Source organism: Variovorax sp. MSC1_012 (assembly GCF_023667525.1).
In the GTDB taxonomy this organism is placed as follows: domain Bacteria; phylum Pseudomonadota; class Gammaproteobacteria; order Burkholderiales; family Burkholderiaceae_C; genus Variovorax; species Variovorax beijingensis_B.
Genome location: NZ_CM174443.1, coordinates 2365496 through 2390647 on the forward strand (window position 1 = coordinate 2365496; position 25152 = coordinate 2390647).

26 protein-coding genes and 2 tRNA genes are annotated in these 25152 nt (G+C 66.6%); 10 read left to right on the forward strand and 18 right to left on the reverse strand.

The window, feature by feature from the left end; translation table 11 throughout:
• Positions 1-10: 10 nt before the first annotated feature.
• Positions 11-784 carry a protein-L-isoaspartate(D-aspartate) O-methyltransferase gene (locus tag L1081_RS11195; protein ID WP_124959270.1) on the reverse strand — a complete coding sequence of 258 codons (774 nt, stop codon included), beginning with the start codon at positions 782-784 and terminating at the stop codon, positions 11-13.
• Positions 785-786: 2 nt separating this feature from the next.
• Complete coding sequence (gene surE / locus L1081_RS11200) at positions 787-1545, reverse strand: 5'/3'-nucleotidase SurE (RefSeq protein WP_018903013.1); 759 nt, start codon at positions 1543-1545, stop codon at positions 787-789.
• Between the two features lie 128 nt (positions 1546-1673).
• Between surE and L1081_RS11205 the strand changes: the two genes are divergently transcribed.
• On the forward strand, positions 1674-2660 hold the full coding sequence (locus tag L1081_RS11205; protein WP_489416466.1) for a zinc-binding dehydrogenase: 987 nt from the start codon (positions 1674-1676) through the stop codon (positions 2658-2660).
• A gap of 86 nt (positions 2661-2746) precedes the next feature.
• On the opposite strand, the gene L1081_RS11210 is transcribed toward L1081_RS11205, so the two are convergent.
• From L1081_RS11210 to L1081_RS11220, 3 genes are all read right to left on the reverse strand, one after another.
• Complete coding sequence (locus tag L1081_RS11210; RefSeq protein ID WP_012746936.1) at positions 2747-3091, reverse strand: H-NS histone family protein; 345 nt, start codon at positions 3089-3091, stop codon at positions 2747-2749.
• Positions 3092-3355: 264 nt separating this feature from the next.
• A tRNA-His gene (locus L1081_RS11215) sits at positions 3356-3431 on the reverse strand.
• 75 nt (positions 3432-3506) lie between these two features.
• Positions 3507-4199: a YbhB/YbcL family Raf kinase inhibitor-like protein gene (locus L1081_RS11220; RefSeq protein WP_489416467.1), complete on the reverse strand. Its 693-nt coding sequence runs from the start codon at positions 4197-4199 to the stop codon at positions 3507-3509.
• Between L1081_RS11220 and L1081_RS11225 the strand changes: the two genes are divergently transcribed.
• From L1081_RS11225 to L1081_RS11235, 3 genes are read left to right on the forward strand one after another with little or no spacing between them, the layout of a single operon-like run.
• Positions 4193-4360: a hypothetical protein gene (locus L1081_RS11225; protein WP_489416468.1), complete on the forward strand. Its 168-nt coding sequence runs from the start codon at positions 4193-4195 to the stop codon at positions 4358-4360. The two genes, L1081_RS11220 and L1081_RS11225, sit on opposite strands and share 7 nt — an antisense overlap.
• Positions 4357-4605, forward strand: a complete 249-nt coding sequence (locus L1081_RS11230; protein ID WP_012746934.1) for a GlsB/YeaQ/YmgE family stress response membrane protein — start codon at positions 4357-4359, stop codon at positions 4603-4605. The genes L1081_RS11225 and L1081_RS11230 overlap by 4 nt, the downstream gene beginning before the upstream one ends.
• A gap of 21 nt (positions 4606-4626) precedes the next feature.
• Positions 4627-4959: a hypothetical protein gene (locus tag L1081_RS11235; RefSeq protein ID WP_489416469.1), complete on the forward strand. Its 333-nt coding sequence runs from the start codon at positions 4627-4629 to the stop codon at positions 4957-4959.
• Between the two features lie 21 nt (positions 4960-4980).
• On the opposite strand, the gene L1081_RS11240 is transcribed toward L1081_RS11235, so the two are convergent.
• The 6 genes from L1081_RS11240 to L1081_RS11265 all read right to left on the reverse strand — a co-directional run bounded on the left by L1081_RS11240 (position 4981) and on the right by L1081_RS11265 (position 10359).
• Positions 4981-5655, reverse strand: coding sequence for a histidine phosphatase family protein (locus tag L1081_RS11240; RefSeq protein WP_489416470.1), 675 nt, complete (start codon positions 5653-5655; stop codon positions 4981-4983).
• Positions 5656-5781: 126 nt separating this feature from the next.
• Positions 5782-7692, reverse strand: a complete 1911-nt coding sequence (locus L1081_RS11245; RefSeq protein ID WP_489416471.1) for a SurA N-terminal domain-containing protein — start codon at positions 7690-7692, stop codon at positions 5782-5784.
• Positions 7693-7769: 77 nt separating this feature from the next.
• Positions 7770-7845 (reverse strand) — tRNA-Val (locus L1081_RS11250).
• 29 nt (positions 7846-7874) lie between these two features.
• Entirely contained in the window at positions 7875-8147 is a 273-nt protein-coding gene (locus tag L1081_RS11255; protein ID WP_007830705.1) for an HU family DNA-binding protein, read from the reverse strand.
• A 215-nt stretch (positions 8148-8362) separates the two neighbouring features.
• Positions 8363-9448 (reverse strand): tartrate dehydrogenase, encoded by a 1086-nt coding sequence (locus L1081_RS11260; protein ID WP_124961410.1) that lies wholly within the window; start codon positions 9446-9448, stop codon positions 8363-8365.
• Positions 9445-10359, reverse strand: coding sequence for an alpha/beta fold hydrolase (locus L1081_RS11265; RefSeq protein ID WP_489416472.1), 915 nt, complete (start codon positions 10357-10359; stop codon positions 9445-9447). Before L1081_RS11265 ends, L1081_RS11260 begins: the two co-directional genes overlap by 4 nt.
• Before the next feature lie 70 nt (positions 10360-10429).
• Here L1081_RS11265 and L1081_RS11270 point away from each other — a divergent pair, with 70 nt between their 5' ends.
• Complete coding sequence (locus tag L1081_RS11270; RefSeq protein WP_489416473.1) at positions 10430-11392, forward strand: LysR substrate-binding domain-containing protein; 963 nt, start codon at positions 10430-10432, stop codon at positions 11390-11392.
• Positions 11393-11408: 16 nt separating this feature from the next.
• Here L1081_RS11270 and L1081_RS11275 read toward each other — a convergent pair whose 3' ends face one another.
• Genes L1081_RS11275 through uvrC form a run of 3 tightly spaced genes read right to left on the reverse strand, consistent with a single transcriptional unit; the run spans position 11409 to position 14875 of the window.
• Positions 11409-12296 carry an EamA family transporter gene (locus tag L1081_RS11275; RefSeq protein ID WP_489416474.1) on the reverse strand — a complete coding sequence of 296 codons (888 nt, stop codon included), beginning with the start codon at positions 12294-12296 and terminating at the stop codon, positions 11409-11411.
• On the reverse strand, positions 12293-12859 hold the full coding sequence (pgsA, locus tag L1081_RS11280; RefSeq protein ID WP_021006500.1) for a CDP-diacylglycerol--glycerol-3-phosphate 3-phosphatidyltransferase: 567 nt from the start codon (positions 12857-12859) through the stop codon (positions 12293-12295). The genes L1081_RS11275 and pgsA overlap by 4 nt, the downstream gene beginning before the upstream one ends.
• Positions 12860-12913: 54 nt before the next feature.
• Positions 12914-14875, reverse strand: coding sequence for an excinuclease ABC subunit UvrC (gene uvrC / locus L1081_RS11285; protein ID WP_489416475.1), 1962 nt, complete (start codon positions 14873-14875; stop codon positions 12914-12916).
• Positions 14876-15017: 142 nt separating this feature from the next.
• On the opposite strand from uvrC, the gene L1081_RS11290 reads away from it, so the two are divergent.
• A complete protein-coding gene (locus L1081_RS11290) occupies positions 15018-17072 on the forward strand; it encodes a gamma-glutamyltransferase (RefSeq protein ID WP_489416476.1) in 2055 nt (684 codons plus the stop codon).
• 36 nt (positions 17073-17108) lie between these two features.
• On the opposite strand, the gene L1081_RS11295 is transcribed toward L1081_RS11290, so the two are convergent.
• Positions 17109-18566 carry a M20/M25/M40 family metallo-hydrolase gene (locus L1081_RS11295; RefSeq protein ID WP_489416477.1) on the reverse strand — a complete coding sequence of 486 codons (1458 nt, stop codon included), beginning with the start codon at positions 18564-18566 and terminating at the stop codon, positions 17109-17111.
• Between the two features lie 43 nt (positions 18567-18609).
• Here L1081_RS11295 and earP point away from each other — a divergent pair, with 43 nt between their 5' ends.
• The 4 genes from earP to L1081_RS11315 all read left to right on the forward strand — a co-directional run bounded on the left by earP (position 18610) and on the right by L1081_RS11315 (position 22291).
• Positions 18610-19752, forward strand: coding sequence for an elongation factor P maturation arginine rhamnosyltransferase EarP (gene earP / locus L1081_RS11300; protein ID WP_489416478.1), 1143 nt, complete (start codon positions 18610-18612; stop codon positions 19750-19752).
• A 190-nt stretch (positions 19753-19942) separates the two neighbouring features.
• Complete coding sequence (gene efp / locus L1081_RS11305; RefSeq protein ID WP_012746921.1) at positions 19943-20497, forward strand: elongation factor P; 555 nt, start codon at positions 19943-19945, stop codon at positions 20495-20497.
• Positions 20498-20585: 88 nt separating this feature from the next.
• The gene (locus L1081_RS11310) at positions 20586-21365 is read left to right on the forward strand and encodes a crotonase/enoyl-CoA hydratase family protein (RefSeq protein ID WP_489416479.1); all 780 of its coding nucleotides are present in this window, start codon (positions 20586-20588) and stop codon (positions 21363-21365) included.
• Between the two features lie 62 nt (positions 21366-21427).
• Positions 21428-22291 (forward strand): TIGR00730 family Rossman fold protein, encoded by an 864-nt coding sequence (locus L1081_RS11315; RefSeq protein WP_489416767.1) that lies wholly within the window; start codon positions 21428-21430, stop codon positions 22289-22291.
• On the opposite strand, the gene L1081_RS11320 is transcribed toward L1081_RS11315, so the two are convergent.
• The 3 genes from L1081_RS11320 to L1081_RS11330 are packed head-to-tail and all read right to left on the reverse strand — an operon-like array spanning position 22288 to position 25027.
• Positions 22288-22947 (reverse strand): TetR family transcriptional regulator, encoded by a 660-nt coding sequence (locus L1081_RS11320; protein WP_489416480.1) that lies wholly within the window; start codon positions 22945-22947, stop codon positions 22288-22290. The genes L1081_RS11315 and L1081_RS11320 overlap by 4 nt on opposite strands.
• Positions 22948-22958: 11 nt before the next feature.
• A complete protein-coding gene (locus tag L1081_RS11325; protein WP_489416481.1) occupies positions 22959-23483 on the reverse strand; it encodes a hypothetical protein in 525 nt (174 codons plus the stop codon).
• Positions 23484-23497: 14 nt separating this feature from the next.
• On the reverse strand, positions 23498-25027 hold the full coding sequence (locus L1081_RS11330) for a DHA2 family efflux MFS transporter permease subunit (RefSeq protein WP_489416482.1): 1530 nt from the start codon (positions 25025-25027) through the stop codon (positions 23498-23500).
• Positions 25028-25152 lie beyond the last annotated feature (125 nt).

A 25152-nucleotide genomic window follows, 5' to 3' on the forward strand; every position in this document is an offset into this window, starting at 1 on the left:
TGTTGTTCCTTCAAGCGATGCCCGATTTTAGGGGGACAAAGTGAACCGCCTCAAGAATGCGGCGCTCGAGTCCACGGGCGGTTTTATCGATGACGACGAGCGCCTGCCCGCCGCCTGCCGAGTGCGTGGGCGCCACGATGCGTCCGCCGACGGCGAGTTGTTCGATCCAGGCCTGCGGCACCGCTTCGCCGCCTGCCGCGGCGATGATGCCGGCATACGGAGCACCCTTCGCATAGCCGACCATGCCGTCGCCCAGCATCAGATGTACCGTGGCCAGCCGGAAGTGCCGCAGGTTGGCGCGCGCGCGCTCGTGCAGTCCGCGCAGGCGCTCGATGCTGTAGACCTCCGTGGCCACGTGGTTCAGCACCGCGGCCTGGTAGCCGCAGCCGGTGCCGATTTCCAGCACGCGGCCGAGACGGTCCTGCGGCTTGCCGACCAGTGCGGGCGCGCCCAGCAGGAGCTCGATCATGCGGGCCACCACGCTCGGCTTGGAGATGGTCTGGCCCAGCCCGATGGGCAGGCTCGTGTCTTCATACGCCTGGTTGACAAGCGCGCTGTCGACGAAGCGATGCCGCTCGACCGCGCTCAGCGCGCGCAGCACGCGCGCATCGGCAATGCCTTGGGCGGCGAGCTTCTGCACCATGCGCGCGCGCACGGCATCGGAGGCCATCGAGGGGGTGGCCGGCACCATCGGCTTGGCAGGCACGGCGGGCAGGCGCCCGCGCGTGGCGGCCGAGGCGGTGGGTGTCAGGCGAACCGGGAATCCAGGCCGTTGCGTGGCCATGCTCAATTACCGAGACGGGCAACCGTCTCGCGCCATTGGCCCAGGTTGGCATGGTCGGTCAAGTCGATCTGCAGCGGCGTCAGCGCAATGTGGCCGGCGGCGGTGGCATGGAAGTCGGTACCTTCGCCGCTGTCCTTGGCGCCTCCGGCACCTGCAATCCAGTACATCGTCTCGCCCCGCGGACTTTCCTGCGTGATGACTTTCTCCGCGGAATGGCGCCGGCCCAGCCGGCAAACCTGGATCGGCTTGAGCTCTTCGAGCGGCCGGTTCGGAACGTTCACATTGAGCAGGAAGGCACCGCCGTCCAGCATGCGCTCGCGCTCGATCTGCTGCACCAGGCGCCGAGCCACCTGCGCGGCCGCGTCGACATGCGCCCAGCCCTTCTCGATCTGCGAGAACGCGATGGCCGGGATGCCGAACAGATAGGCCTCCATGGCCGCACCCACGGTGCCGGAGTAGATGGTGTCGTCGCCCATGTTGGCGCCGTTGTTGATGCCGGAAACCACCAGGTCGGGCCGGTAGCCGAGCAGCCCCTTGAGCGCGATGTGGACGCAATCGGCCGGCGTGCCCGTCACATAGCGAAAACCGTTGTGCGCCTTGTGCACGTAGAGCGGCGCCGCCAGCGTCAGGGCATTCGACTTGGCGCTGTTGTTGTGCTCGGGCGCAACCACCTCGACGTCCGCGATGTCTTTCAATGCGTCGTGCAATGCGACGATGCCCGGCGCCTGAAAGCCATCGTCGTTGGAAATAAGTATCTTCATGGTGCTTTTCAGTGCCCGGATTGTAGGCGCCGCGTGCGTCGCAGCAGGGACAAGGGCGCCCTGCCGCGCCCCCTATCATCGCCTCGCATTCATTGCCCACACACGACTGATTCAAAGGAGACCCGAGCATGCACGCATGGCTTTGCGAAAACCCCACCGGCGTTGATGCGCTGACCTGGAAGGAACTGCCGACGCCGGCGCCGGGTCCGGGCCAGGTGCTGATCGAAATCAGGGCGGCGAGCCTCAACTTTCCCGATCTGCTGATCGTGCAGAACAAATACCAGATCAAGCCGCCCCTACCGTTTGTGCCCGGTTCGGAATACGCCGGCGTCGTCCAGGCGGTGGGCGAAGGCGTCACCCACCTGAAGGTCGGACAGAACGTGGCGTGCCTGTCGGGCACGGGCGGATTCGGGACCCACACGCTGGCACCGGCGGCGCTGTGCATGCCGCTGCCCGAAGGCTTCGGCCATGTCGACGCGGCGGCGTTCATCATGATCTATGCCACCTCGTGGCATGCGCTGATGGACCGCGCACAGCTCAAGGCCGGTGAAACCGTGCTCGTGCTCGGTGCAGCGGGCGGCGTGGGCACCGCCGCCATACAAATCGCAAAGGCAGCGGGCGCAAAAGTGATTGCAGCAGCCTCTACCGACGAGAAATGCGAACTCTGCCGCTCCATTGGCGCCGATGCCACGATCAACTACACGACGCATGCGCTTCCAGGCGGCTTTCGCGATGCCATCAAGGCCGCGACCGACGGCAAAGGCCCCGATGTCATTTACGACCCGGTGGGCGGCGATTTCGCTGAGCCTGCATTTCGCTCGATTGCGTGGCGCGGACGCTATTTGGTGGTCGGCTTTGCCTCCGGGCCGATTCCGTCGCTGCCATTGAACCTCACGCTGTTGAAAGGCGCTTCCCTGGTCGGCGTGTTCTGGGGCGATTTCGCCAAGCGCGAGCCCAAGGCCAATGCACAAATGATGGCCGAATTGGCGCACTGGTACGGACAGGGAAAGATCAAGCCCGTGATCGACAGCACGATGCAGATGTCACAATTGAAAGCTGCCTATGCCCACATGGGATCGCGCGGCGTCAAAGGAAAACTCGTGATGGTGAACTGAGCGCTGCGGGTTTGCCCGGGTTTCGCACCCAATAAAAAAGCCCGCAACCGCGGGCTTTTTTATTGGCCGGTGGCCTTTTCGGTCGCCTACTTGATCTCGAACTCGGAAAGCGACTTGCCCGCAGCCAGTGCTTCGGTCACCCAACGGGGCTTGCGGCCGCGGCCGCCAGACCAGGTTTCGCCGGTCGGACCACGGTATTTGGCTGCTGCCTTGACCGCAGGAACCCCTGCGCTGCGCTTGACCGAGCCGCCGCGTGCACTGAGTTTCAGGTCCGACGCGGTCAGGCCGTATTCAGCGATCTTCCGGCGCACATCTTCAATCACGCCCGCGCGCTCTTGGTTGCGAAGGTCTTCGGCCTGCTTGCGCAATTGCGCAATCTGCTCGTCGTACTTCTTGATCTGGGAATTGATATCGGCAAGGGTCGAAGCCATTGTTGGACTCCTGAAAATTGGAAACGGGGCGGATTTTAATTCAATTCCAATTTATTACAAGCGGGCCGCTGCGGGAAAATTGAAGGCCCTGCGTCAGGTTTGCGGCAGCGCACAATGCAGCGCGCACCCGGTTTGGACGCTTTTTATCAGACCAAGGGAAGAGGGCTGCGCCGGCCACGGGGGCCGGAAATGACAACGCCGAGGCTGGCTCGGCGCTGTGTTCCCGTGGACGCTATTGCGCAATAGCAGTCGGAAAAGGTATTTTGGGGTGGCTGATGGGACTCGAACCCACGACGACCAGAATCACAATCTGGGACTCTACCAGCTGAGCTACAGCCACCGCAGAGCCTTCAATTGTAGCGGCAAAAACCCCGGTTTTCGCCACAGGGGCATGCGAACTGGTCTGAAATTCTTCTCAACCGGTGGCAAGGGGCCCGGCCGGGGCCGTCTTCTTGATCTTGATCGAACCATCCGGCCTTTCGCAGGTGCCGATCAGCAGGCCGCTCGCGAGCGCGTGCTCCCGCAGCGCGTCGAACACCTCGTCCCGCCCTGGCGCGGCGGAAAACGCGGGCGTGTCGTCGAGCGCAAACAGTTGAAAGGCGTAGCGGTGAGCGCCGTGTCCCGGAGGCGGATCGGGAGGCAGCCAGGCGGCCTGAAGTCCGGAGTTGCGCCCCACGCGCAAACCGGCAGCGCCGGCGTTGTCCCGGCTCGGGATGGCCGCCTCGTCGAGCTTGCCTTCGTTCGGCTGCAGCCCGACGACGATTGCATGCACGAGCGGATTCGGCGTGGGTGAATCGGCATCCTCGACCACCAGCACCAGCGATTCCGTGCCCGCCGGAAGCCCGGCCCACTGCAGCGGCGGCGACAGTCCCTCGCCATCGGCCGTATAGCGCGACGGCAAGGGCGCGTGGTCCGCGAACGCAACGCTGCTCAAGGCGATCGACGCCATGCCCTGCCGCATGCCCAGCGCATTGAAGACGATCTTGTCCAGACCCGCGCGCATTCCCTGCAACGCGTGGCCGATGACTTCAGGCAGTTTTTCCAGCATGGTCCCGGTATAGCGCTGCGCCGCGAAGCACCCTGTAGGACGCAGCAGCAACCATGACATGGCCGTCTGCGCCAAAGTTCTCGGACATCGAGCTCGATGTGATCCAGCCGGCTTCGGCGATGGCGCTGCTCCGCTATCATGAGCGCCACTTGCTTCGACGGTTCGCGCTTTTCGCCGCGGCCGCCACTGTCCACTTCACCGCCAAAGGAATTTCTTCATGAGCATCGTCTGGACCATCCTGATCGGGTTCATCGTGGGTCTGGTGGCGCGGGCCGTCAAGCCGGGTGACGATTCCGCAGGCTTCATCGTGACCACGCTGATCGGCGTGGCAGGTTCCTTGATCGTGACCTATGTCGGCCAGGCACTCGGCTGGTACACCGCGGGCCAGGGTGCGGGCTTCATTGCCTCGGTGCTCGGCGCGATCGTGCTGCTGATCCTGTACGGCCTGATCAAGCGCAAGAGCTGATCCGGCCGGCAGTGCGGATCGATGCCGCGCAAGCCACGGGCGAGGCACCACGTCTACGTGGTCGAACTCGATGACCGCGTCTGGAACCACGGCCGGTTCAGGCGCGCCAATCCCGACTACCAGCTCGGCAAGCCCTTCGTCTACGTGGGAATGACCGGGCTCGACCCGGACATACGCTTCGACAAGCACAAGGCCGGCATCCAGGCCAACAGCTTCGTCCAGGCCTTCGGCCTCAGGCTGCTGCCCGCCCTCTACGAACGCTACAACCCGATGAGCTACGAGGATGCGCGCTCGATGGAGGTCGAGCTCGGCATTGCGCTGCGCCAGAGCGGCTACGGCGTCTGGCAGGCCTGAGGCAGCCGCTGCTTCAGGCGCTCAGGCGTAGGTGATCCAGTTCTCGTAGGCCGGCGCGTCCAGGTGCGGCAGCGTGTTGTACGTGACGAGCATGTGCCGCTTGGGCGTGAAGGCAAACTCCGTCACCGCAGTGTTCCGGATGCGCAGGTTCAGTTCGATCGTCGTTTCGGGGCTCGTACCCAGCACATGGCCGACCGCCGTGCTGATCGGTCCGCCGCTCGACACCACCAGCACCTTGGCGCCGTGGTGGCGGTCGCGCACGTGGTCGAGCGCCGTCGTCACACCCGCCAGGAAGTCGACATAGCTCGGCATGCCGACAGGCTGGGTCCGGCCCTGCATCCAGGCGCCGAGCCCATCGCGCAAGAGGCGGAAGTGGTGCCGGTACATCTCGGGCGAATCGGGCTTTTCGAGCTTGCCCTCGTAAATGGTGGCAATGACCGCTTCGCTGTCGTATTCGTTGAGCCCGGGCCACGGGAGCACATCGTCGCGCTTCAGCGCGAGCCCCTCGGCAATGCCTTCCCAGGTCTGGCGATGGCGCTTCAGGGTGCCGGTGATCACGGCATCGAAATGCATGCCGCGCTCTCGCCAGTACTCGCCGAGGCGCACGGACTGCCTGTGCCCGAGTTCGCTCAGGTTGTCATAGTCGGCGGCGCCGAAACTGGCCTGGCCGTGGCGCACGAGATAGAGGGTTCCCATGCATGGGATTCTGGCGACAAGCGCACCTTGCGCTTGTCCCACGTGCGACGAAATGCGCGGTCGCGCCCGGGCTGCTGACCCGGATGCGACACGGCGTGCATCACGCCGCGGTTCAGCGGGCCCAGGTCAGCGGGCCACAGGCAGCGTCTCCGCCGGCTTCGGCACGATGATCTCGGCCTTGAAGCGTTCCTTCAGCAGGTTGTAGTAGGCAACTTCTTCCGCCGCAGTCACCGACTGGCCGACCTGCGCGTTCTCCTGCTGGGTTTGCTCGGGCGCCGACGGCGCGCGCGGAACCACCTTGGTCACGCGAACCACCGCATAGCCTTGCGTGCCCAGGTCCACGCCCACCAGCGCGGGCAGCTTGGACGCGTCGGCGCGCAGCGCGGCATCGATGACGGCGATGGGCTGGGCCTGCACTTCGCGGCGCGACACCGTGACCGGCGCGCCAAAGGTGGCGCCGTCGGCCTTCGCGGTCCAGGCGGCGAGCTTGGCTTCGCCCTCGGCCTTGGCCATGACCGCGGCACGCTCGGTGACGAGCTGCGCACGGATCTTCTCCTTGACTTCGGCCAGGGGCATCGGATGCGCGGGCGTGTACTGCGTCACGCGGCCCGCCGCGAGCTGGTTGGAACCGACGTCGATGGCTTCGGTGTTCTGCTTGCGGTCCAGCGAATCGGCCGCGAACAGCGCGCTCAGGAAATTGCGGTTCGCCAGCACGCCGGTGGCACCCGGCGCCGGGGTGCGCGCGACGTTGCTTGCCGTCTGGATCGTGAGCTTCAGCTTTTCTGCCGCGGGCTTGAGGCTGTCGGGCTGCTGGTAGACCGCATCGGTGAAGGTTTCCGCGGCCTTCGCGAATTCCTGCGTCGCCTGCTGTGCGCGGACTTCGTTCTCGATGGTGGCGCGCACCTGCTCGAAAGGAGGCACCACGGCCGGCTTGATGTCAGCGAGGCGAATGATGTGATAGCCGAACTCGGTTTCGACCACGTCGCTGATGTCGCCCTTCTTGAGCGCGAACATCGCGTCTTCGAAAGGCTTGACCATCGCGCCGCGGGTCACGAAGTCGAGGTCGCCGCCCTTCTCCGCCGATCCGGGATCCTGCGAATTCTTGCGCGCGACGTCGGCGAAGGTGGCGGGCGCCTTTTTCACTTCGGCGAGCAGCTGCTCCGCCTTGGCCTTGGCCTTGGCGCGGTCGGCTGCCGATGCGCTGGCCGGCGCGGTGATCAGGATGTGGCTCGCGCGGCGCTCTTCCTTGGTGCCGAAGCGCGCCGTGTTCTGTTCGTAGTAGGTCTTGAGGTCGGCCTCGTTGACCGAGATGTTCTTTTTGGCCGCCTCCAGGTCGAGCACGAGGTATTCGATGCTGGCCTGCTCGGGCGCCTGGAACTGGGCCGCATGGTCCTTGTAGTAGGTCTCGATGTCGGCGTCGCTCACTGTCACCTTCGACGCGAAGCTCTCGGGGCTGAAGCGCGCGACCTGGATCTCGCGGCGGTCGTAGAAGGCGTTGATGGTTGCCGCAGCCAGCGCGGGCGGCGTGAACGCCGTGCCTGAGATGCCCAGCAGCATCTGCTGCGTGGCCAGCTCGGCGCGCATCGACGCCTCGTACTGCTCCGGCGTGCGGCCCGTGACGCGCTGGAAGCTCTCGCGGTCGAACTTGCCGTCCGGCGTGCGGAACGCGGCAAGACCCGCGTCCTGCGCAAAGATCCGCGACAGCCGCTCTTCGGAGATCGTGACGTTCGACTTGGCCGCCGCCGCGGCCAGCACGCGATCGCGCACCATGCGCTCCAGCGTGGCGTAGCGCATCACATCGGATTCGAGCAGCGTCGGATCGACGTTGGGCGATTGCTGGCGGATGCGGTCGGTCTCGAGGCGATGCTGTGCATCCCACTCGGGCCGGGTGATGGCCTGGCCATCGACCCGCGCGACCTTCTCTTCGCCGCCGGAGCCCTGATAGCGCTCCACGCCAAAGAGGACGAACGAGGGAATGATCAGCAAGAACAAGAAAATCATGACGATCTTGTTGTACTTGCGGAAGAAATCAAACATGCTTGAACACTCTTTTGCGACGGATGTCGGGACGGCAATAAAAAAGGCGAACCTGTGTTCGCCTTTGCATCGGGTGGTGGTGGGTGCTGAGGGGCTCGAACCCCCGACCTACGCCTTGTAAGGGCGCCGCTCTACCAGCTGAGCTAAGCACCCCACCGGGAATACTCTCCGTAGTCTACGTCTTAGTTCAGCGCGTCTTTCAACGCCTTGCCCGGACGGAACTTCGGAATCTTGGCGGCCTTGATTTTAATCGCGTCGCCGGTGCGTGGATTGCGACCGGTGCGAGCGGCCCTTTTACCGACTGCGAAAGTGCCGAAACCGACCAGCGACACCGAGCCGCCTTTTTTGAGCGTGGTACGAATGGCGCCGATGGTGGACTCCAGCGCGCGGGTGGCGGCTGCCTTGGAAATATCGGCGTTCTTTGCGATGTGCTCAATCAGTTCGGTCTTGTTCACAAGGGCCCCTTGTAGAAGAAATAAAGTTGGTCGGCTTTCGTCAGCTGCGAACTGGCCGCGAAATGACGCGGCTCGACAAGCCTGGCAGGACTGACGCCTCGGCAGCGCGCTGCCAGCGAGGATTACAACCACTGGTCTGCAGGGTGTCAATACGACACGAGGCCGTGCAGAACAGCGGAGCGCGCGATTTTAGGGGCGTTTCGTGAAGTCGAATTTCAAAGGGCCTCGGCAATGGCCTTGCCAAGGTCGCTGGTGCTCGCCTTGCCGCCGATGTCGGGCGTGCGCGGCGCTCCGCTTTGGGGCGCGAGCACCTTTTCGATGGTGGCGAGGATCGCGTCGTGCGCCTTCTTGTGGCCCAGGAACTCGAGCATCATCGCGCCGCACCAGATCTGTCCGATGGGGTTGGCAATGCCTTTGCCCGCGATGTCGGGCGCCGAGCCATGCACCGGCTCGAACAGCGAGGGCGTGGTGCGCTCGGGGTTGAGGTTGGCGCTGGGCGCAATGCCGATGGTGCCGGTGCACGCAGGGCCCAGGTCGGACAGGATGTCGCCGAACAGATTGCTGGCCACGACCACGTCGAAGAAGTCGGGCCGCTGCACAAAGTGGGCCGTGAGGATGTCGATGTGGAATTTGTCGAGCTTCACGCCCGGATAGTTCTTCGCCATTTCGGCCACGCGCTCGTCCCAGTACGGCATGGTGATGGAGATGCCGTTCGACTTGGTCGCGCTGGTCAGATGCTTCTTGGGGCGCGATTGCGCAAGCTCGAAGGCGAACTTGAGCACGCGGTCGACGCCCACGCGCGACATCACGGTTTCCTGCACCACGATCTCGCGCGGCGTGCCTTCGTACATGCGACCGCCGATGCTCGAGTATTCGCCTTCGGTGTTCTCGCGCACGATGTACATGTCAATCTCGCCGGGCTCGCGCGGCGTGCCGTCGCGACGCACCACGGGGGCTGTGATGCCGGGCATCAGGCGCGCGGGGCGCAGGTTGATGTACTGGTCGAACTCGCGGCGGAACAGGAGCAGCGAGCCCCAGAGCGATACGTGGTCGGCAATCTTCTCGGGCCAGCCGACCGCACCGAAGTAGATGGCGTCATGTCCGCCGATCTGGTCCTTCCAGTTGTCGGGCAGCATCTTGCCGTGCTTCTCGCAGTAGTCCCAGCTCGAAAAGTCGAAGTGGTCGAACTTCAGGTCGATGCCGAACTTGCGCGCCGCGGCATCGACCACGCGCAGGCCTTCTGGCATGGTTTCCTTGCCAATGCCGTCGCCGGCGATGACTGCGATTCTGTGGGTGGTCATGGTCTGGTTCCTTCTTGCTGGAGAGGGGAAGTGAAAAACTGGAGCGCCTCGGCGAGCAGCTCGCCCGGAGCTTCCTCCGGTACGTAGTGGCCGCACGGCAAGGCGCGGCCCGAAACCTGGGCTGCGCATTCGCGCCAGAGCGAGAGCACGTCGAAACAGCGGCCCACCGCGCCGTGCTCGCCCCAGAGCACGCGCAGCGGCTGCGCAAGCTTGCGGCCGGCGGCGATGTCGGCCCGGTCGTGCACGAGATCGATGGTGGCGGACGCGCGGTAGTCGCCGCAGATGGATTCGGCCGTGCCCGGAATGGCCGCGCAGCGCTCGTATTCGGCCAGCACCTCGGGCGCGAAGGGCGCGAGCCCCGCGTGGCGGCCGCCCATCACGCTGCGCACGTAGTGCACCGGATCGGAGGCGATCAGCGCCTCGGGCAGCGGCGGCGGCTGGATCAGGAAGAACCAGTGCCAGTAGGCGCGCGCAAAGGCCTCGGTGGTGTTCTCGTACATCGAGAGCGTGGGCGCGATGTCCAGCAGCAGCATGCGGTCGACGGCCGCCGCATGGTCGGCGGCCAGCCGGTGCGCGACGCGCGCGCCGCGGTCGTGCGCCAGCACGCCGAAGCGCTCGAAGCCGTGATGGCGCATGGCGGCGAGTGCATCGAGCGCCATTTCGCGCTTGCTGTAGACCATGTGATCCGCATCGTCCGCGGGGCGGCCGGAGTCGCCATAGCCGCGCAGGTCCACCGCCACCACCGTGAACTGCTGGGCGAGCGCCGGCACCACGCGATGCCAGATCAGATGCGTCTGCGGATGTCCGTGCAAGAGCAGCAGGGGCGCGCCGCGCCCGCCGATGCGGCCATGCACGCGCACGCCGTTGCGCTCGATGTCGAATTCGGGATAGTCGAAGAAGGAAGCAGTCACGCGGCGATTGTGCGTTGCGCTCCATCGATCATCAAGCAACAATCAGCCAATTCATACTTTCCGATTTGGCATGAATCCACTGTCGATGGACCGCGGCGATCTTGAACTGGTGCTGGCCATTCGCGACCAGGGAAGCCTGGCGGGCGCCTCCGCCACGCTGGGCGTGGTGCCCTCGGTCGTGACCAAGCGGCTCGGTGCGCTCGAGGCACGGCTGGGCCAGCGGCTGTTCGAGCGCACCACGCGCCGGCTCAGCGTGACGGCCGAGGGCGAAGCGGTCTGCCTGCATGCCAGGGCGCTGCTCGAAGGCTTTGCCGCGCTCGAAAGCGAACTCGGCGAGCGGCAGAACGAACTGGTCGGCACCATCCGGCTGGCTGCGACCTTCGGCTTCGGCCGGCGCTGGCTCGGCCCTGCCCTGGCCAGCTTTCAGGCGCGCCATCCCGGGCTGCAGATCGAGTTGCTGCTGACCGAGCGGCTCCCCGACCTCGGCGCCGAAGGCTATGACGGCGCGCTCTGGCTCTGGGCCGTGCAGCAACGCCGGGCGGCCGACTGGGTCACGCGCCGCATTGCGCGCAACCAGCGCGTGCTCGCCGCATCTCCTTCATATATGGAACGGCGCGGCCTGCCGGCCACGGTCGATGCGCTGGCGGCGCACGACTGCCTGGTGGCCCGCGAGAACGGCGAGGTCAACCAGCACCAGTTCGCCCTGTGGACCCTGCGCCACGCGCGCGACGGCAGCACGGCGCGCGTGCGCGTCCAGGGACCGCTCGCGAGCAATTCGGGCGAGATGGTGCGCGACTGGTGCCTGGCCGGCCACGGCATCATGCTGCGCAGCCTGTGGGACATCGCACCGCAACTGGCTTCCGGCGAACTGGTGCGCGTGCTGCCCCACTACGCCATGCCCGATGCCGACATCCACTGGATTGCGCCCTGGCGCCCCAAGACGCCGCGCCGCGTGCGGCTGCTGCTCGATCACCTGGCCGAACAGTTCCGCGGCGAGCCCTGGAAGCCAGGCAAGGCCGGTTCGCCGCGCTGAAAGAAAACGCGCCCAGTCAGCGCTCGCTGCGCACCACCAGGCTCACGCCTGCCGCGGTCAGCCCGATGCCCAGCAAGGTCACCAGGGTGATCGGCTCGCGGAACAGCAGCCAGGCCATCACCGCTGTGCATGGCGGCACGAGGTAGAGCAAGCTGGTGACGGCGGTGGCCGTGCCGCGCTGGATCAGCATGTAGAGCAGCGAGCTGCCGCCGAGCGACAGCACCAGGACCGACCAGGCCATGGCACCGGTCGAGTACGCATTCCATTCGATGCCCTGCGATTCCATCGCCGCAAAGGGCAGGCTCACGATCAATGCGGCCGCCATCTGCACGGCGCTCGCGCTGCGAACGTCACACGGCGCGACGAAGCGCTTCTGGTACAGCGTGCCCGCCGTGATCGAAAGGAGCGCCATGACGGCAAGCCCCATCGTCAACGCGCTGACCTCGCTGCCCTGGCCGAACTTGCGCGACACCACGAGCACCAGGCCCGCAAAGCCGAGCACCAGTCCGGCCCATTGGCGCTGCGAAATGCGCCCGCCATTGAACGACAGCCAGACAGCGGTCAGCACCGGCTGGATGCCGACCAGCAGTGCCACCAGCCCCGCACCCATGCCCGCATGCACAGCCGCCCAGACGCCGCCCAGGTAGCCCGCCTGCATCAGGACGCCGGTGACCGCCAGGTGCCCCCACTGCGCGCGCTCCTTCGGCCAGGCAACCCGCGCGAGCGCGACCCAGATACCGAAGCACACGAGAGAGAGCGCAAAGCGCACAGCCAGGAACTTGAGCGGCGGCGCGTAGGGCATGCCATAGCGCGCGACGATGAAACCCGTGCTCCAGATGAGCACGAAGACCGCCGGCATGGCCCGCAGCCAGCCCGAGCCGCGTGCCGTGGCCACCATCGTCATTTGCTGTGGGCCCGGATCTCGGGAATGGCCTTCTGCAGGTAATAGACCATCGACCACACGGTGAGCACCGCCGAGATCCAGATCAGCCACTGGCCCCAGAGGCCCGTGTCGATGACTTTGAACAGACGCCCGTCATAGAGCAGGAAGGGAATCGCGATCATCTGCACGGTCGTCTTGACCTTGCCGATCATGTGGACCGCCACGCTCTTGCCGGCGCCGATTCGCGCCATCCATTCGCGCAGCGCCGAGATGGCGATCTCACGGCCGATGATGATCAGCGCCACGAACACATCGGCGCGCTGCAGGTGCACCAGCACCAGCAGCGCGGCGCACACGAGGAACTTGTCGGCCACCGGATCGAGGAAGGCGCCGAAGGCCGAGGTCTGGTTCAGCTTGCGCGCCAGGTAGCCGTCGAGCCAGTCTGTGGCCGCGAAGACGATGAACATGACCGTGGCAATCAGGTTGCGCATCGGCTCTGCCATCGGCAGGTAGAACACACCAACGATCAATGGAATCGCGACGATGCGCGTCCAGGTCATGATGGTCGGGAGGGTCCAGAACATGCGGGCGATTGTGTCATGTGCGAGAGGCGGAAGCGAAAGCCGGGGCAATCGGCCTCAATGCAGCGCGCGATAGATTTCCTCGGCCAGGTCGGTGGCAATGCCTTCGACCGATGCGATGTCCTCGACGCTGGCGGCTGCCACGCCGCGGATTCCGCCAAAGCGTTGCAGCAGGCGCGCGCGGCGCTTCGGTCCGATGCCCGGAATGTCCTCGAGTTGGCTGCCGCCCACGCGGACCTTCGCGCGCTTGGCGCGCATGCCGGTGATGGCGAAGCGGTGCGCCTCGTCGCGGATCTGCGCCACCAGCATCAGCGCCGCGGAGTCCTTGCCCAGGTAGACCTTCTCGCGGCCATCGGCAAACACCAGTTCCTCGAGCCCGACCTTGCGCCCCTCGCCTTTTTCGACACCCACGATGAGCGACAGCGCCAGGCCCAGTTCGCTGAACACCTCGCGCGCCATCGACACCTGGCCCTTGCCGCCGTCGACCAGCACCAGGTCGGGCATGCGTGCGGCTTTCGTCTTGGCGGGCGCATCGCTGCCCGCGCCGCCGGCATCGCCCATGGGCGGCGCGTCGGTCTCGGCCGCCATGGCCTCGGCCAGCTTGCCGTAGCGGCGGTGCAGCACCTGGCGCATCGCGGCGTAGTCGTCGCCGGGCGTGATGCCCTCGATGTTGTAGCGGCGGTATTCGCGGTTCTGCATCGTGTGGTGCTCGAACACCACGCACGAAGCCTGCGTGGCCTCGCCCGCGGTGTGCGAGATGTCGAAGCATTCGATACGGAAGTTGTCGAGGTCGTCCGGCGCGAGCTCGAGCGCATCGGCCAGCGCGCGGGTGCGCGCCTGCTGCGAACCTTCTTCCGCCAGCAGCCGAGCCAATTGCAGGCCGGCGTTGGTCTCGGCCATTTCGAGCCAATGCCGGCGCTGCTCGCGCGGCTGGAACACGGCCGTCACGCGCGCGCCGGCCTGCTGCGAGATGGCCTCGATCAGCTCGCGGCTCACCAGGTGGCTCAGCACCAGCGTGGCGGGCACGGGCACGTCGATGTAGTGCTGGGCAATGAAGGCCTCGAGCACCTGCACCTCGATCGGATCGGCCGCGGCGGGCACTGCGCCCTCTTCCGCATCGAACTCGCCATGGTGGATTTGCACGGCGTCCTCCACATGCACCGGAAAATAGGCGCGGTCGCCCAGGTGCCGGCCGCCGCGCACCATCGCCAGGTTGACGCAGGCCTTGCCGCCCTGCACCTTGACGGCAAGGATATCGACGTCCTTGTCGGAAGCGATCTCGATCGACTGCTGGTGCAGCACGCGCGAGATCGCCGACATCTGGTTGCGCAGCTCGGCCGCCTGTTCGAACTCGAGCTTCTCGGCGTGCTCGGTCATGCGCGCCTCGAGCTTCGAGAGCACGAGCTGGGTGTCGCCCATCAAAAAGGCTTCGGCGCTGGCCACATCCTGCGCATAGGCCTCGGACGAGATGTAGCCCACGCAGGGGCCGGTGCAGCGCTTGATCTGGTACAGCAGGCAGGGCCGCGTGCGGTTGGCGTACACCGTGTCTTCGCAGGTGCGCAGCTTGAAGACCTTCTGCAGCAGCTGGATCGACTCTTTCACCGCCCAGGCGCTCGGGTAGGGCCCGAAGTAGCGGTGCTTCTTGTCGACCGCGCCGCGGTAGTAGGCCAGGCGCGGAAACTCGTGCGAGGCGATCTTCAGGTAGGGGTAGCTCTTGTCGTCGCGGAACAGGATGTTGTAGCGCGGCTTGAGCGTCTTGATGAGATTGTTCTCGAGCAGCAGCGCCTCGGCCTCGGAGCGCACCACGGTGGTCTCCATGCGCGCGATCTTGCTGATCATGTGGCCGATGCGCGTGCCGCCATGGCTCTTCTGGAAATAGTTGGCAACCCGCTTCTTGAGGTTGCGCGCCTTGCCCACGTAGAGCACCGCGCCGGCCGCGTCGAAATAGCGGTAGACGCCCGGCAGCTGCGGCAGGGCCGCGACTTCGCTGAGCAATTGATCGGAATGCACGTCTGACATGGCGGCTATTGTGGCGCGCACGCCAGGCCCGCATGGCCAGCCTGCGAGGAAACCCCGATCGGCCTGGAATGAATTGTGCTGATGATGGCGGGCGCGAGGAGCGCCTGTGTCATTTCATCAAGACTACTCGGGGAAACTCTCCATGAAGAAAAACATCCGGACGGGCGCCTGGCTGGCACTGTCTCCGATCGCACTGGCATTGACCGTGGCCGGCTGCGGGGGCGGCGGCAGCGGCGCACAGGACAACGCCGCCCTGGTCGCGACGATCGCCGCCATCAACGCGGCCAATGCCAACCGGCCCGTCCCGCCGCCGCCCGAAGCCGACAAGGGCTGCCTGATCGGCGACGGCGGCACGCCGGTCGTGGTGGGTTCCGGCGACCCGGGCGACCCGGCAGCACCCGAGCCCGCCTCGGGCTACGTCGTCGGCCACAAGCTGGTCTACGCGAAGAACTACATGGTGGTGGCCAACCATCCGCTCGCCACGCGCGCGGGCTGCGACATCCTCAAGGCCGGCGGCAGCGCGGTCGACGCGGCGGTGGCGGTGCAGGCCGTGCTGGGCCTGGTCGAGCCGCAATCCAGCGGCCTGGGCGGCGGCGCGTTCATGCTTCACTACGATGCGGCGACCAGGAAGCTGCAGGCCTACGACGGGCGCGAAATGGCGCCGGCTGCGGCAACCGAGAACTACTTGCGCTGGATCGACGACGTGGCGGACCAGAACCCGCCCAAGCCCAGCGCCCGTGCGAGCGGCCGTTCCATCGGCACACCCGGCGCGGTGCGCATGCTCGACATCGCCTACAGGGACCACGGCAAGCTGCCCTGGAAGGACCTCTTCAGCTACGGCATCACGCTCGCCGCCGATGGCTTTCCGATCGGCGGACGCATGGCCGCCGCCATCTCCGGCTCGGCCGCCAGCCTCAAGCGCGACGCCGAGGCCACGGCCTACTTCTTCAACGACGACGGCACGCCGAAGGCGCTGGGCACCAGGCTCAGGAACCCGGCCTACGCGAGGACCCTCGGCACCATCGCCACGCAGGGCGCAGACGCGTTCTACACCGGCGCCATTGCACAAGGCATCGTCGACAAGATCGGCATCACGGCGGCCGTCGACGGTTCGGCCATCACGCCCGGCAAGACGACCATGGCCGACATGGCCGGCTACGTGGCCAAGCGCCGCGAACCGGTCTGCGGCACCTACCGCGACTACTACGTGTGCAGCATGTCGCCGCCGTCGTCCGGCGGCATTGCGGTGGTGCAGTCGCTGGGCATCCTCGAGACCTTCAACCTGGGCCTGTACAAGCCCACCGCCATCGACCTCGAAGGCGGCAAGCCCACCGTGATGGGTGTGCACCTGGTGAGCGAGGCCGAGCGCTTGGCCTATGCCGACCGCGACAAGTACGTGGCCGACACCGACTTCGTGCCGCTGCCCGGCGGCTCGGTCGACACCATGATCAACAAGCCCTACCTGCAGAAGCGGGCCAGCCTGATCAGCCTGTCGGCGAGCATGGGGACGGCGCTGCCGGGCGATCTCGGGAGCGTGCCCCTGGGCATCGACAAGACCGAGGAGCACGGCACGACGCACTTCACCATCGTCGACAAGCAGGGCAACGTCGTCACGATGACCACCACCGTCGAGAGCACGCTCGGTTCGTTCCACATGACCCAGGGCTTCATGCTGAACAACCAGCTGACGGACTTCGCCTCCAACCCCGACGACACCAGCGTCACCCCGAGCGTGAAGGTGGCCAACCGCGTCGCTCCCGGCAAGCGCCCGCGCAGCACGATGGCGCCCACGATGGTGTTCAGGAAGAACAGCGACGGCAGCATGGGGGAGTTCGTGATGGGAACCGGATCGCCGGGCGGTGGCACGATCATCCAGTACGTGGTGAAGACGCTGGTCGGCGCGCTCGACTGGGGCCTCGATGCGCAGCAGGCCACCTCGCTGGTGGACTTCGGCGCCTCCAACAGCAAGACCACCAACGTGGGCGGCGAGCATCCGGCCATCGACACTTCGGACTCGGGCAACAACGACCCGCTGATCACGGGGCTGCGCGCGCTCGGCCACACGGTGGGCTTCGGGGCGCAGTCCAGCGGCATCAGCACCATCATCCGCACGAACGTGGGCGGCAAACCGGTGCTCACAGGCGGCGCCGATCCGCGGCGCGAAGGCATCGTGCTGGGAGACACCTTCACACCCTGACCGAAGACGCCCGCCCTCTCCGCGAGAGGGCGGCGCCTATCTGGCGAGCTCGCTCACCAGCCGGTACAGGAACTCACGGCCGTCGTAGAGCCGCTGGATCTCGATGCGCTCGTCCAGCCCGTGGGCGCGCGCATCCGCCGGGTCGAGGAACATGCCCGTCACGCCGTACATCGGAATGCCGGCGTTGCGCATGAAGCGGCTGTCGGTGGCGCCGGTGCTCATCGCGGGAACCACCGGCACGCCCGGCCACATGACCTGCGTCACCGATTCGACGGTCTTCACCAGGTCGCCGTTCAGCGGCGAGGCCGGGCTGCGCAAGGGCTTGCCGAGGTTGCGCACCACGATCTTGTCATTGCCGACGGCCTGGGTCAGCAGGCGCTCGACTTCGTCCGGGTCGTCATGCGGCAGGATGCGACAGTTGACCGTGGCCTTGGCCGACTGCGGCAGCGCGTTCTCTGCGTGGCCCGCCTGCACCATGGTCGCCACGCAGGTGGTGCGCAGCTGCGCGTTGTAGGCCGGATTGGCCGAGAGCCGCTCGATCACCGCGGGCTCGGGGTTGCCGCCGCCGACGGCGCGCATGTCGTCGGCCAGCTGCCCTGTGGCAAACGGCGCGCTGCGTGCGAAATAGGTCTTGGTGACCTCGCCCAGCTTGACCGGGAACGCATAGCTGCCCAGGCGCTCCAGCCCCGCGGACAGCGCGTAGATCGGGTTGTTCCTGGTCGGCACCGAGCTGTGGCCGCCGACGTCGCGCGCCTCGAGCATGTAGGTGGTGTACATCTTCTCGGCCACCTGCATGCGGTGCAGGTTGGGCTTGCCGCCACGCAGCTCGCCGCCGCCGCCTTCGTTGATGCCGAACTCCGCCTGCAGCAGTTCGGGCTTGTTGTTGATGAGCCAGAAGGCGCCGTTGCTGAGCGCATCGCCGCGCTCTTCGTCGGCCGTCAGCGCCAGGATGATGTCGCGGCTGGGCTTGAAGCCTTCCTGCTTGAGCTGTCCCAGTACCGACACCAGCGCCGAGGCCATGGCCTTGTCGTCGATGGACCCGCGCGCCGTGAAGTAGCCGCCGGTTTCCTGCAGCTTGAACGGATCGGTCTTCCAGTCCTCGCGCCGGGCCTCGACCACGTCGATGTGGGCCAGCAGCAGCAGCGGCTTCTTGCTGCCGTTGCCCTTGAAGCGCAGCACCAGGTTGCCCTTCTTGGGGAAGGGCTCGAAGATCTGGATGTCGCCAGGCGCAAAGCCCGATTCGACCAGGCGCTTTTCCATGGCGCGCGCCGCGAGCGTGTTATCGCCCACCGAATGGCTGGTATTGATCTCGATCAGCTCCTTGTAGATGTCGTGGAAGCGCTGCTGCTGCGGTGTCAGCGACGGCGTCGTCTGCGCCGAGGCGCCGGCCAGGCCGCCCAGGGCCAGGGAAAGCGCGAGCACTGTTTTCGCCACACCGGGTGGACCAAAGAAACCAAGGGAAAGAGGCGAACGGCGGCGGATCGGCAAGCGCATGGTTTCTCTCTCCGGATGTTGGGTGCCGGCCAGCATACCAAGCATGCGGCGGGTCTTGCCGAGGCCGAAGACAGGCACACTGGCGCCCATGCAATGGGACATTTTCTGCAGGGTCATCGACAACCACGGCGACCTCGGCGTGTGCTGGCGGCTGGCCGGCCAACTGGCGGCGCTCGGCGAGCGCGTGCGCCTATGGATCGACGACGCCACGGCGCTGCACTGGATGGCCCCCACGGGCTGCGAAGGCGTGAGCGTGGTCGACTGGCTCGAGCCCGCCGCCATCCGGCAAGCCGTGGCAGCCCCGCCGCCCGATGTGCTGATCGAGGCCTTCGGCTGCGAGCCCGCGCCCGAACTGATCGCGCGTTTTGCCGAGCCGCAGGCCCCGACCGGGCCAGGCCGGACGTGGATCAATCTCGAATACCTGTCGGCCGAGCCGTATGTCGAACGCCTGCATGGCCTGCCCTCGCCCGTGTTCAAGGGCCCCGGCACGGGATTGACGAAGCGCTTTTTCTATCCGGGCTTCACGCCCGCCACGGGGGGGCTGCTGCGCGAGCCCGGCCTGCTGGAGCGAAGGGCACGCTTCGACCGCGCGCAGTGGCTGGCGGCGCAGCAAATCCCCTGGCGCGATGGCGAACGCCTGGTGTCGCTCTTCTGCTACGAGCCCCCGGCGCTGGCGACCCTGCTCGAGCAGCTGGCAGCAGGTTCGCAGGCCACGCGGCTGCTGGTCACCTCGGGCCGCGCCGCGCATGCGGTCAGGGCGTTCTTTGCCGACAGGAAACAGCCGGACCAGGGGCTCTCGGGACTCGGTGCGCTATCAATTTCATACCTGCCCTATTTCACGCAGACCGATTTCGACCACCTCCTCTGGGCCTGCGACCTGAATTTCGTGCGCGGCGAGGATTCGCTCGTGCGGGGCCTGTGGGCCGGCGCCCCGCTGGTCTGGCAGATCTACCCGCAGGATGACGACGCGCACCACGTCAAGCTCGGCGCATGGCTCGACTGGCTGGGCGCACCGCCGTCGCTGCGGCAGTTCCACCATGCCTGGAACGGGTTCGACAGCAACCCGCTGCCCCCTCTCGAAACGCACGGCCCATGGCGTGAAACCGTGCTGGCCGCCCGCGAAAGGCTGTCCGCACAAGAGGACTTGGTCACTCAATTGCGGCATCTGGTCGCTGGAAAAAGCTAAAATAGCGGGCTTTGCGGATTTCGGCCCGGATTTACACAGATCCGAGATGCTCTCCGCCAAACCTGCCGCGGGACATGTACCGTGGGGCCAATGAGGCCGGCAAGACACGCCGGCAAGACCTTGCAAACCAGATTGCAAACGTCGCCCGATGGCTCCGCGCACCGAGCGGCCAACATCCAGAGAACCTGACATGAAAATCGCTCAAGAAATCCGCGCCGGCAACGTCATCATGCACGGCAAGGACCCGATGGTCGTCCTCAAGACCGAATACAGCCGCGGCGGCCGCAACTCCGCCACCGTGCGCATGAAGCTCAAGAGCCTGATCGCCAACTTCAACACCGAAGTGGTCTTCAAGGCCGACGACAAGATCGACCAGATCGTGCTCGACAAGAAGGAGTGCACCTACTCCTACTTCGCCGACCCGATGTACGTCTGCATGGACACCGAGTACAACCAGTACGAAGTCGAAGCCGAGAACATGGGCGACGCCCTCAACTACCTCGAAGACGGCATGCCGGTCGAAGTGGTGTTCTACGACGGCAAGGCCATCTCGGTCGAACTGCCGACCAGCGTCGAGCGCGAAATCACCTGGACCGAGCCGGCCGTCAAGGGCGACACCTCGGGCAAGGTGCTCAAGCCCGCCAAGATCGCCACCGGTTTCGAAGTGCCGGTGCCGCTGTTCGTTTCGCAAGGCGACAAGATCGAAATCGACACCCGCACCGGCGAATACCGCAAGCGCGTCTAAGCCCCTGCACCCTGCTGGCTGGCCAGCATCAGGACGACAAAGGCTCCGCAAGGAGCCTTTTTCCGTTGATGGGTTTACCCTTTTGCCCATGAACACATCCGCGAGCGTCCGCACCGAGATCGATGGGCCGGTCAGCACCATCGTCATGAGCCGCCCGAAGCAGCGCAACGCCGTCGACCGGCCCATGGCCGAGGCGCTGCGCGCTGCCTTCGAAAGCTTCGAAGCCAATGAAAGCCAGCGCGTTGCCGTGCTGTGGGGCGAGCACGGCAGCTTCTGCGCCGGCGCCGACCTGGGCGCGGTCGGCGATCCCGCGCGCCGCAATGAACTCGACCCCGAAGGCGGCGGTTCAGGCCCGATGGGCCCGACCCGCATGGCGCTCGCCAAACCCCTGGTCGCAGCCATCAGCGGCCATGCGGTGGCTGGCGGCCTGGAGCTCGCGCTGCTGGCCGACCTGCGCGTGGCCGAGGAAGATGCCGTGCTCGGCGTGCTCTGCCGTCGCTGGGGCGTGCCGTTGATCGACGGCGGCACGGTGCGGCTGCCGCGCATCATCGGCATGGGCCGCGCGCTCGACCTGATCCTGACCGGGCGGCCCGTGAGCGCCACGGAAGCGCAGGCCATGGGCCTGGTCGACCGCGTGGTGCCGCCAGGCGGCGCCCGGCACGCGGCCGAAGCGCTCGCGCGCGAGATCGCGTCGTTCCCCCAGCAGTGCATGCTGGCGGACCGGTATTCCGCCTATGCCCAGTGGAACCTGCCGCTGGCCGATGCGCTGCGGCAGGAAGGCCGGCTCGGCGTGCCGATCGTCGCGGCCGAGGGCGCAGCCGGCTCCGAGCGTTTCGTTCGCGGCGAGGGGCGGCACGGCGCCTTCTGAGCCGCGGGGCACCGCCTCCCCGACGCTGCACAATGCTGCAAGTCTTCCTGTCCGATTTCTCCATGAACAACACGCACGACCTTCACGACAAGCGCCTCGCGGACGCCTGGGCCACCCTCAAGGCGCACGCCGAAAAAGGCCTCCCGCTCGATCCCGATCCTTCGCGCCTCGCCTTTGCCGATCCGGAATTCCTGCTGCGCCGCGAAACCCGCGGCATCCGCATGCAGCTCGAGCTCATGAAACCCGACCTGGAGCAGCGCGCCCATGGCATCGAGAACACCGTGGTGGTGTTCGGCAGCGCGCGCTTTCGCAGCGAAGAAGAAGCAGCCGCGCTGGTCGCGCAGGCCGAAACCGCCGGAGATGCCGTGGCGGCCGACCGCTGGCGCCGCCTGGCGCGCAGCTCGCACTACTACGAGAAGGCGCGCGCCTTCGGCAAGCTGGTGGCCGAGTACAGCAACGGCAAGGAACCCGAGGACAAGCTTTTCGTCTGCACCGGCGGTGGCCCCGGCATCATGCAGGCGGCCAACCGCGGCGCACATGAAGGCGGCGGCCTCTCGGTCGGCCTGGCCATCGCGCTGCCGATGGAAGAAGAAGCCAACCCCTACGTCACGCCGGCGCTGAGCTTCAAGTTTCACTACTTCGCGATCCGCAAGATGCACTTCATGATGCGTGCGAAGGCGCTGGTGGCGTTTCCGGGGGGCTTCGGCACGCTGGACGAGCTGTTCGAGGTGATCACGCTGGTGCAGACCCGCAAGTCGAAGCCGGTGCCGATCGTGCTGTTCGGCTCGGCCTACTGGAAGAAGCTCGTCGACTTCGACTTCCTGGTCGAGGAAGGCGTGATCTCCCCGGCCGACGTGAAGCTCTTCGAATACGTCGACGCGCCCGAAGATGCGTGGGATGCGATCAAGCGCTTCTACAAGCTTTAGCCTGCCCCGAGCAGTCCCTGTTCGAAGAACCGGATGAGCGCGCGGGCGCGGCGGCGGCGATCGGCGGCCGGATCGCCAGCAGAGCCCATGGCCACCGCATCGTCGGCAACGCCGTGCAGCGCGTTGAAAAGAATTACCGCCGTCAGCGTCGCGTCGTCCACCTTCCAGGCCCCGGCGGCATCGCCCTGCTTCAGCAGATCGACGAGCTGCGTGATGACGGCGTTGTCGTTGCGCATGCGCCGGTCCTCGGGCCGGTACTCGTGAAAGACCACGTCGTGCAGGGCCACGTTGTCCAGATAGGTTTCAAGTCCCGCCTCCACCCAAGCCCTGAGTCGTGCATGGTGGTTGCCGGGGCGATGTCGGTCCATGGCTTCCTGCAGCCGCGCGCGGAAGCTGTCGACGAAGCGCTGCTGCAATGCGCCCAGCAACGCCTCCTTCGAGGCGAAATACAGGTAGAACGTGCCCTTGGCGACCTGTGCGCCGGCCGCGATGTCATCGATGCTGGTGGTGGCGATGCCCTTGGCGATGAACAGCCGCTCGGCGGCATCCATCAGCGCGGCAGCGCGGGTTTCGGGCGCCTTGGTGCGGCGGCGCGGCGGCGGCGGCTCGGGCTCGCCCGCGGGAGTCGGAGCATTGATCGTGCCGCTTCGCGCCATGCAAAGATCCTTCAGGGAACAACGGCGGCCGCATGCGCCGTGCCGATCGCCGCATGCACCGCGAGCGCGTCAAGCCGCAGCCCTCGCGGCGCCATCACCTCTTCGCCGAGCCACGCCAGCGCATCATCGGTGTTCGCGAAAATGCGGGCCGGCACGCCAAGGAGCTTCTCGATATTCATGCTGCGCATTTTCTCGTACTGGTCGGCCGGTACCACGCTCGCCATGCCGAGCATCCCGCGGCGGATGTCCTTGCCCCGCTCCTGCAACCATCGCTTCGCGTTCCGGGCGCCGCCTTCAGGGTGGACCAGCGAATCGGCGTCGGCAAACACGCGCAGGATCGCAAAGGGTTCGCCGCGGTCGAGCCAGCGGCTCCAGTCCTGCGCGAACGCATCCAGGCTCTGCACTGTCTGCAAGCCGGCCGAGACGCTGACGACCAGCGGCCATTGAGCGAGTTCGTGCCGGATCATCGAAAGCTCCTCTTCAAGAGTCGAACGAAGCCGCGCATTGAAGAACGACGGCACGAGCGCGGCGGGCATGGCGGTGCGTGCCTTCAGGCGCGGGCAGGCAAGGCGGCGGCACGCGGCCTGACGCTCGCCAGCAGCCCCGCCGCCAGCAGGCCCGCCAACCCCGCGCAGAGCATGGCCGCATGGAAACCGCCGGTCAGCGCGCCCGCCAGCAGGCCGTGCGCCATGCCCGGATCGAGCGAGGCCAGCGCGCCAAGCTCATGCCGCGACACCGCGGCCACGGCAGCCTGGCGTGCATCCGGAACCCCGGCACGCGCAAGCGCTTCGGCGAGCAGCGCAATGGCGCGTGTGCTCATCAAGGTGCCGAGCAGTGCAATGCCGATCAGCATGCCCGCCTGGCGCAGCGCGTTCGTCGTGGCTGAAGCCATGCCCGAGCGCTGGGCGGGCACGGATGCCATCGCCGCAGCGCTCGTGGCCGGCACCGCCAGGCCCGAACCAGCGCCCAGGAACAGGAACAGGAATGCGAGCAGCGCATAGGGCGTGTCGGCCGAGAACAGCGTCAGCAACAGCATCGAGGCGCCGACGAGCCCGTAGCCCGCGATCATCAGCGTGTGCACCTGGTAGCGCCGCGCCAGGCGGCCGAACTGCGATGCCACGATGCCCGTCGCAATGAACTGCGGCATCAGCCGCCAGCCCGTGTCGCTGGCCGACCAGCCCTGCACCTGCTGCAGGAACAGCGAGAAGAAGAACAGGCTCGCATACACCGAGAAGCCGAGTACGAACGAGGCGAAGCTGGTCACCGAGAAGCGGGCGTCGCGGAACAGCGCGAGCGGCAGCAGCGGCCGTTCCACCCTGGCCTCCACCGCAAGGAACAGCGCGAGGCCGATGGCCGCGACCGCCAGCGCCGCTGTGGCCTCTGCGGAGCCCCAGCCACGTTCCCCGGCCGAGATCAGCCCGTAGGTCAGCGCGCCCAGCCAGACCACGCTGAGCACCTGGCCGGCCGGATCGAGCGCCGCGTGCTCGGGATGCGAACTCTCGCGAAGGCCCCAGGCGCCCAGCGCCACCGCCAGCAGGCCGATGGGCAGGTTGATCAGAAAGATGCTCTGCCAGCCCGCATGGTCCACCAGCACCCCGCCCACGAGCGGCCCGAGGATCAGCGACAGCGCCGTGAACGACGACCAGCCGCCGATCACCCGCGTCCGGCTGGCCGGCTCCGGAAACGCGTGCGCCAGCAGCGAGAGCGCGCCAGGGATCATCAATGCACCGGCCACGCCCTGCACCGCCCGCCCCGCAAGCAAGGTGGCCAGGCTGCCGGCCATCGCGCACATGGCCGATCCCGCGGTGAACACGACCACCCCGGCCAGCCAGGCGCGCTTGCGGCCATAGCGGTCGCCGAGCGGTCCGGCCGACAGCATGAAGGCCGAAAGGCACAGCGCGTAGATGTCGACCACCCACTGCAGCCCCGCAAGGTCGGTGGAAAGCGCGCGCTGCAGCGTGGGCAGCGCGACGTTGACGATGCTCGCGTCGAGCGTGGCGATGAAGCTGCCGAGGTACACCGCGGCCACGAGCGCGGCACGGCGCCGCGGGTCGGCTGCGGCCGGATCCGGAAAGTCCATGGACGCCTTCAAGGGTCGTTGAGGAAGGCGTCGATACTGACTTCAAGTCAGTTCAAAGTCAACAAATGAGAATTGATCTTATTTGCAGCATGGATTTCAACGGTTCGCGGACGGGCTTGGGCCGC

Excerpts from the sequence above, each read along its gene's own strand:
- L1081_RS11195 (WP_124959270.1), bottom strand. The coding sequence starts at position 784 with ATGGCCACGCAACGGCCTGGATTCCCGGTTCGCCTGACACCCACCGCC.
- surE (WP_018903013.1), bottom strand. The coding sequence starts at position 1,545 with ATGAAGATACTTATTTCCAACGACGATGGCTTTCAGGCGCCGGGCATC.
- L1081_RS11205 (WP_489416466.1), top strand. The coding sequence starts at position 1,674 with ATGCACGCATGGCTTTGCGAAAACCCCACCGGCGTTGATGCGCTGACC.
- L1081_RS11210 (WP_012746936.1), bottom strand. The coding sequence starts at position 3,091 with ATGGCTTCGACCCTTGCCGATATCAATTCCCAGATCAAGAAGTACGAC.
- L1081_RS11225 (WP_489416468.1), top strand. The coding sequence starts at position 4,193 with ATGACATGGCCGTCTGCGCCAAAGTTCTCGGACATCGAGCTCGATGTG.
- L1081_RS11220 (WP_489416467.1), bottom strand. The coding sequence starts at position 4,199 with ATGTCATGGTTGCTGCTGCGTCCTACAGGGTGCTTCGCGGCGCAGCGC.
- L1081_RS11230 (WP_012746934.1), top strand. The coding sequence starts at position 4,357 with ATGAGCATCGTCTGGACCATCCTGATCGGGTTCATCGTGGGTCTGGTG.
- L1081_RS11235 (WP_489416469.1), top strand. The coding sequence starts at position 4,627 with ATGCCGCGCAAGCCACGGGCGAGGCACCACGTCTACGTGGTCGAACTC.
- L1081_RS11240 (WP_489416470.1), bottom strand. The coding sequence starts at position 5,655 with ATGGGAACCCTCTATCTCGTGCGCCACGGCCAGGCCAGTTTCGGCGCC.
- L1081_RS11245 (WP_489416471.1), bottom strand. The coding sequence starts at position 7,692 with ATGTTTGATTTCTTCCGCAAGTACAACAAGATCGTCATGATTTTCTTG.
- L1081_RS11260 (WP_124961410.1), bottom strand. The coding sequence starts at position 9,448 with ATGACCACCCACAGAATCGCAGTCATCGCCGGCGACGGCATTGGCAAG.
- L1081_RS11270 (WP_489416473.1), top strand. The coding sequence starts at position 10,430 with ATGAATCCACTGTCGATGGACCGCGGCGATCTTGAACTGGTGCTGGCC.
- L1081_RS11275 (WP_489416474.1), bottom strand. The coding sequence starts at position 12,296 with ATGACGATGGTGGCCACGGCACGCGGCTCGGGCTGGCTGCGGGCCATG.
- pgsA (WP_021006500.1), bottom strand. The coding sequence starts at position 12,859 with ATGTTCTGGACCCTCCCGACCATCATGACCTGGACGCGCATCGTCGCG.
- uvrC (WP_489416475.1), bottom strand. The coding sequence starts at position 14,875 with ATGTCAGACGTGCATTCCGATCAATTGCTCAGCGAAGTCGCGGCCCTG.
- L1081_RS11290 (WP_489416476.1), top strand. The coding sequence starts at position 15,018 with ATGAAGAAAAACATCCGGACGGGCGCCTGGCTGGCACTGTCTCCGATC.
- L1081_RS11295 (WP_489416477.1), bottom strand. The coding sequence starts at position 18,566 with ATGCGCTTGCCGATCCGCCGCCGTTCGCCTCTTTCCCTTGGTTTCTTT.
- earP (WP_489416478.1), top strand. The coding sequence starts at position 18,610 with ATGCGGCGGGTCTTGCCGAGGCCGAAGACAGGCACACTGGCGCCCATG.
- efp (WP_012746921.1), top strand. The coding sequence starts at position 19,943 with ATGAAAATCGCTCAAGAAATCCGCGCCGGCAACGTCATCATGCACGGC.
- L1081_RS11310 (WP_489416479.1), top strand. The coding sequence starts at position 20,586 with ATGAACACATCCGCGAGCGTCCGCACCGAGATCGATGGGCCGGTCAGC.
- L1081_RS11315 (WP_489416767.1), top strand. The coding sequence starts at position 21,428 with ATGAACAACACGCACGACCTTCACGACAAGCGCCTCGCGGACGCCTGG.
- L1081_RS11320 (WP_489416480.1), bottom strand. The coding sequence starts at position 22,947 with ATGGCGCGAAGCGGCACGATCAATGCTCCGACTCCCGCGGGCGAGCCC.
- L1081_RS11325 (WP_489416481.1), bottom strand. The coding sequence starts at position 23,483 with ATGCCCGCCGCGCTCGTGCCGTCGTTCTTCAATGCGCGGCTTCGTTCG.
- L1081_RS11330 (WP_489416482.1), bottom strand. The coding sequence starts at position 25,027 with ATGGACTTTCCGGATCCGGCCGCAGCCGACCCGCGGCGCCGTGCCGCG.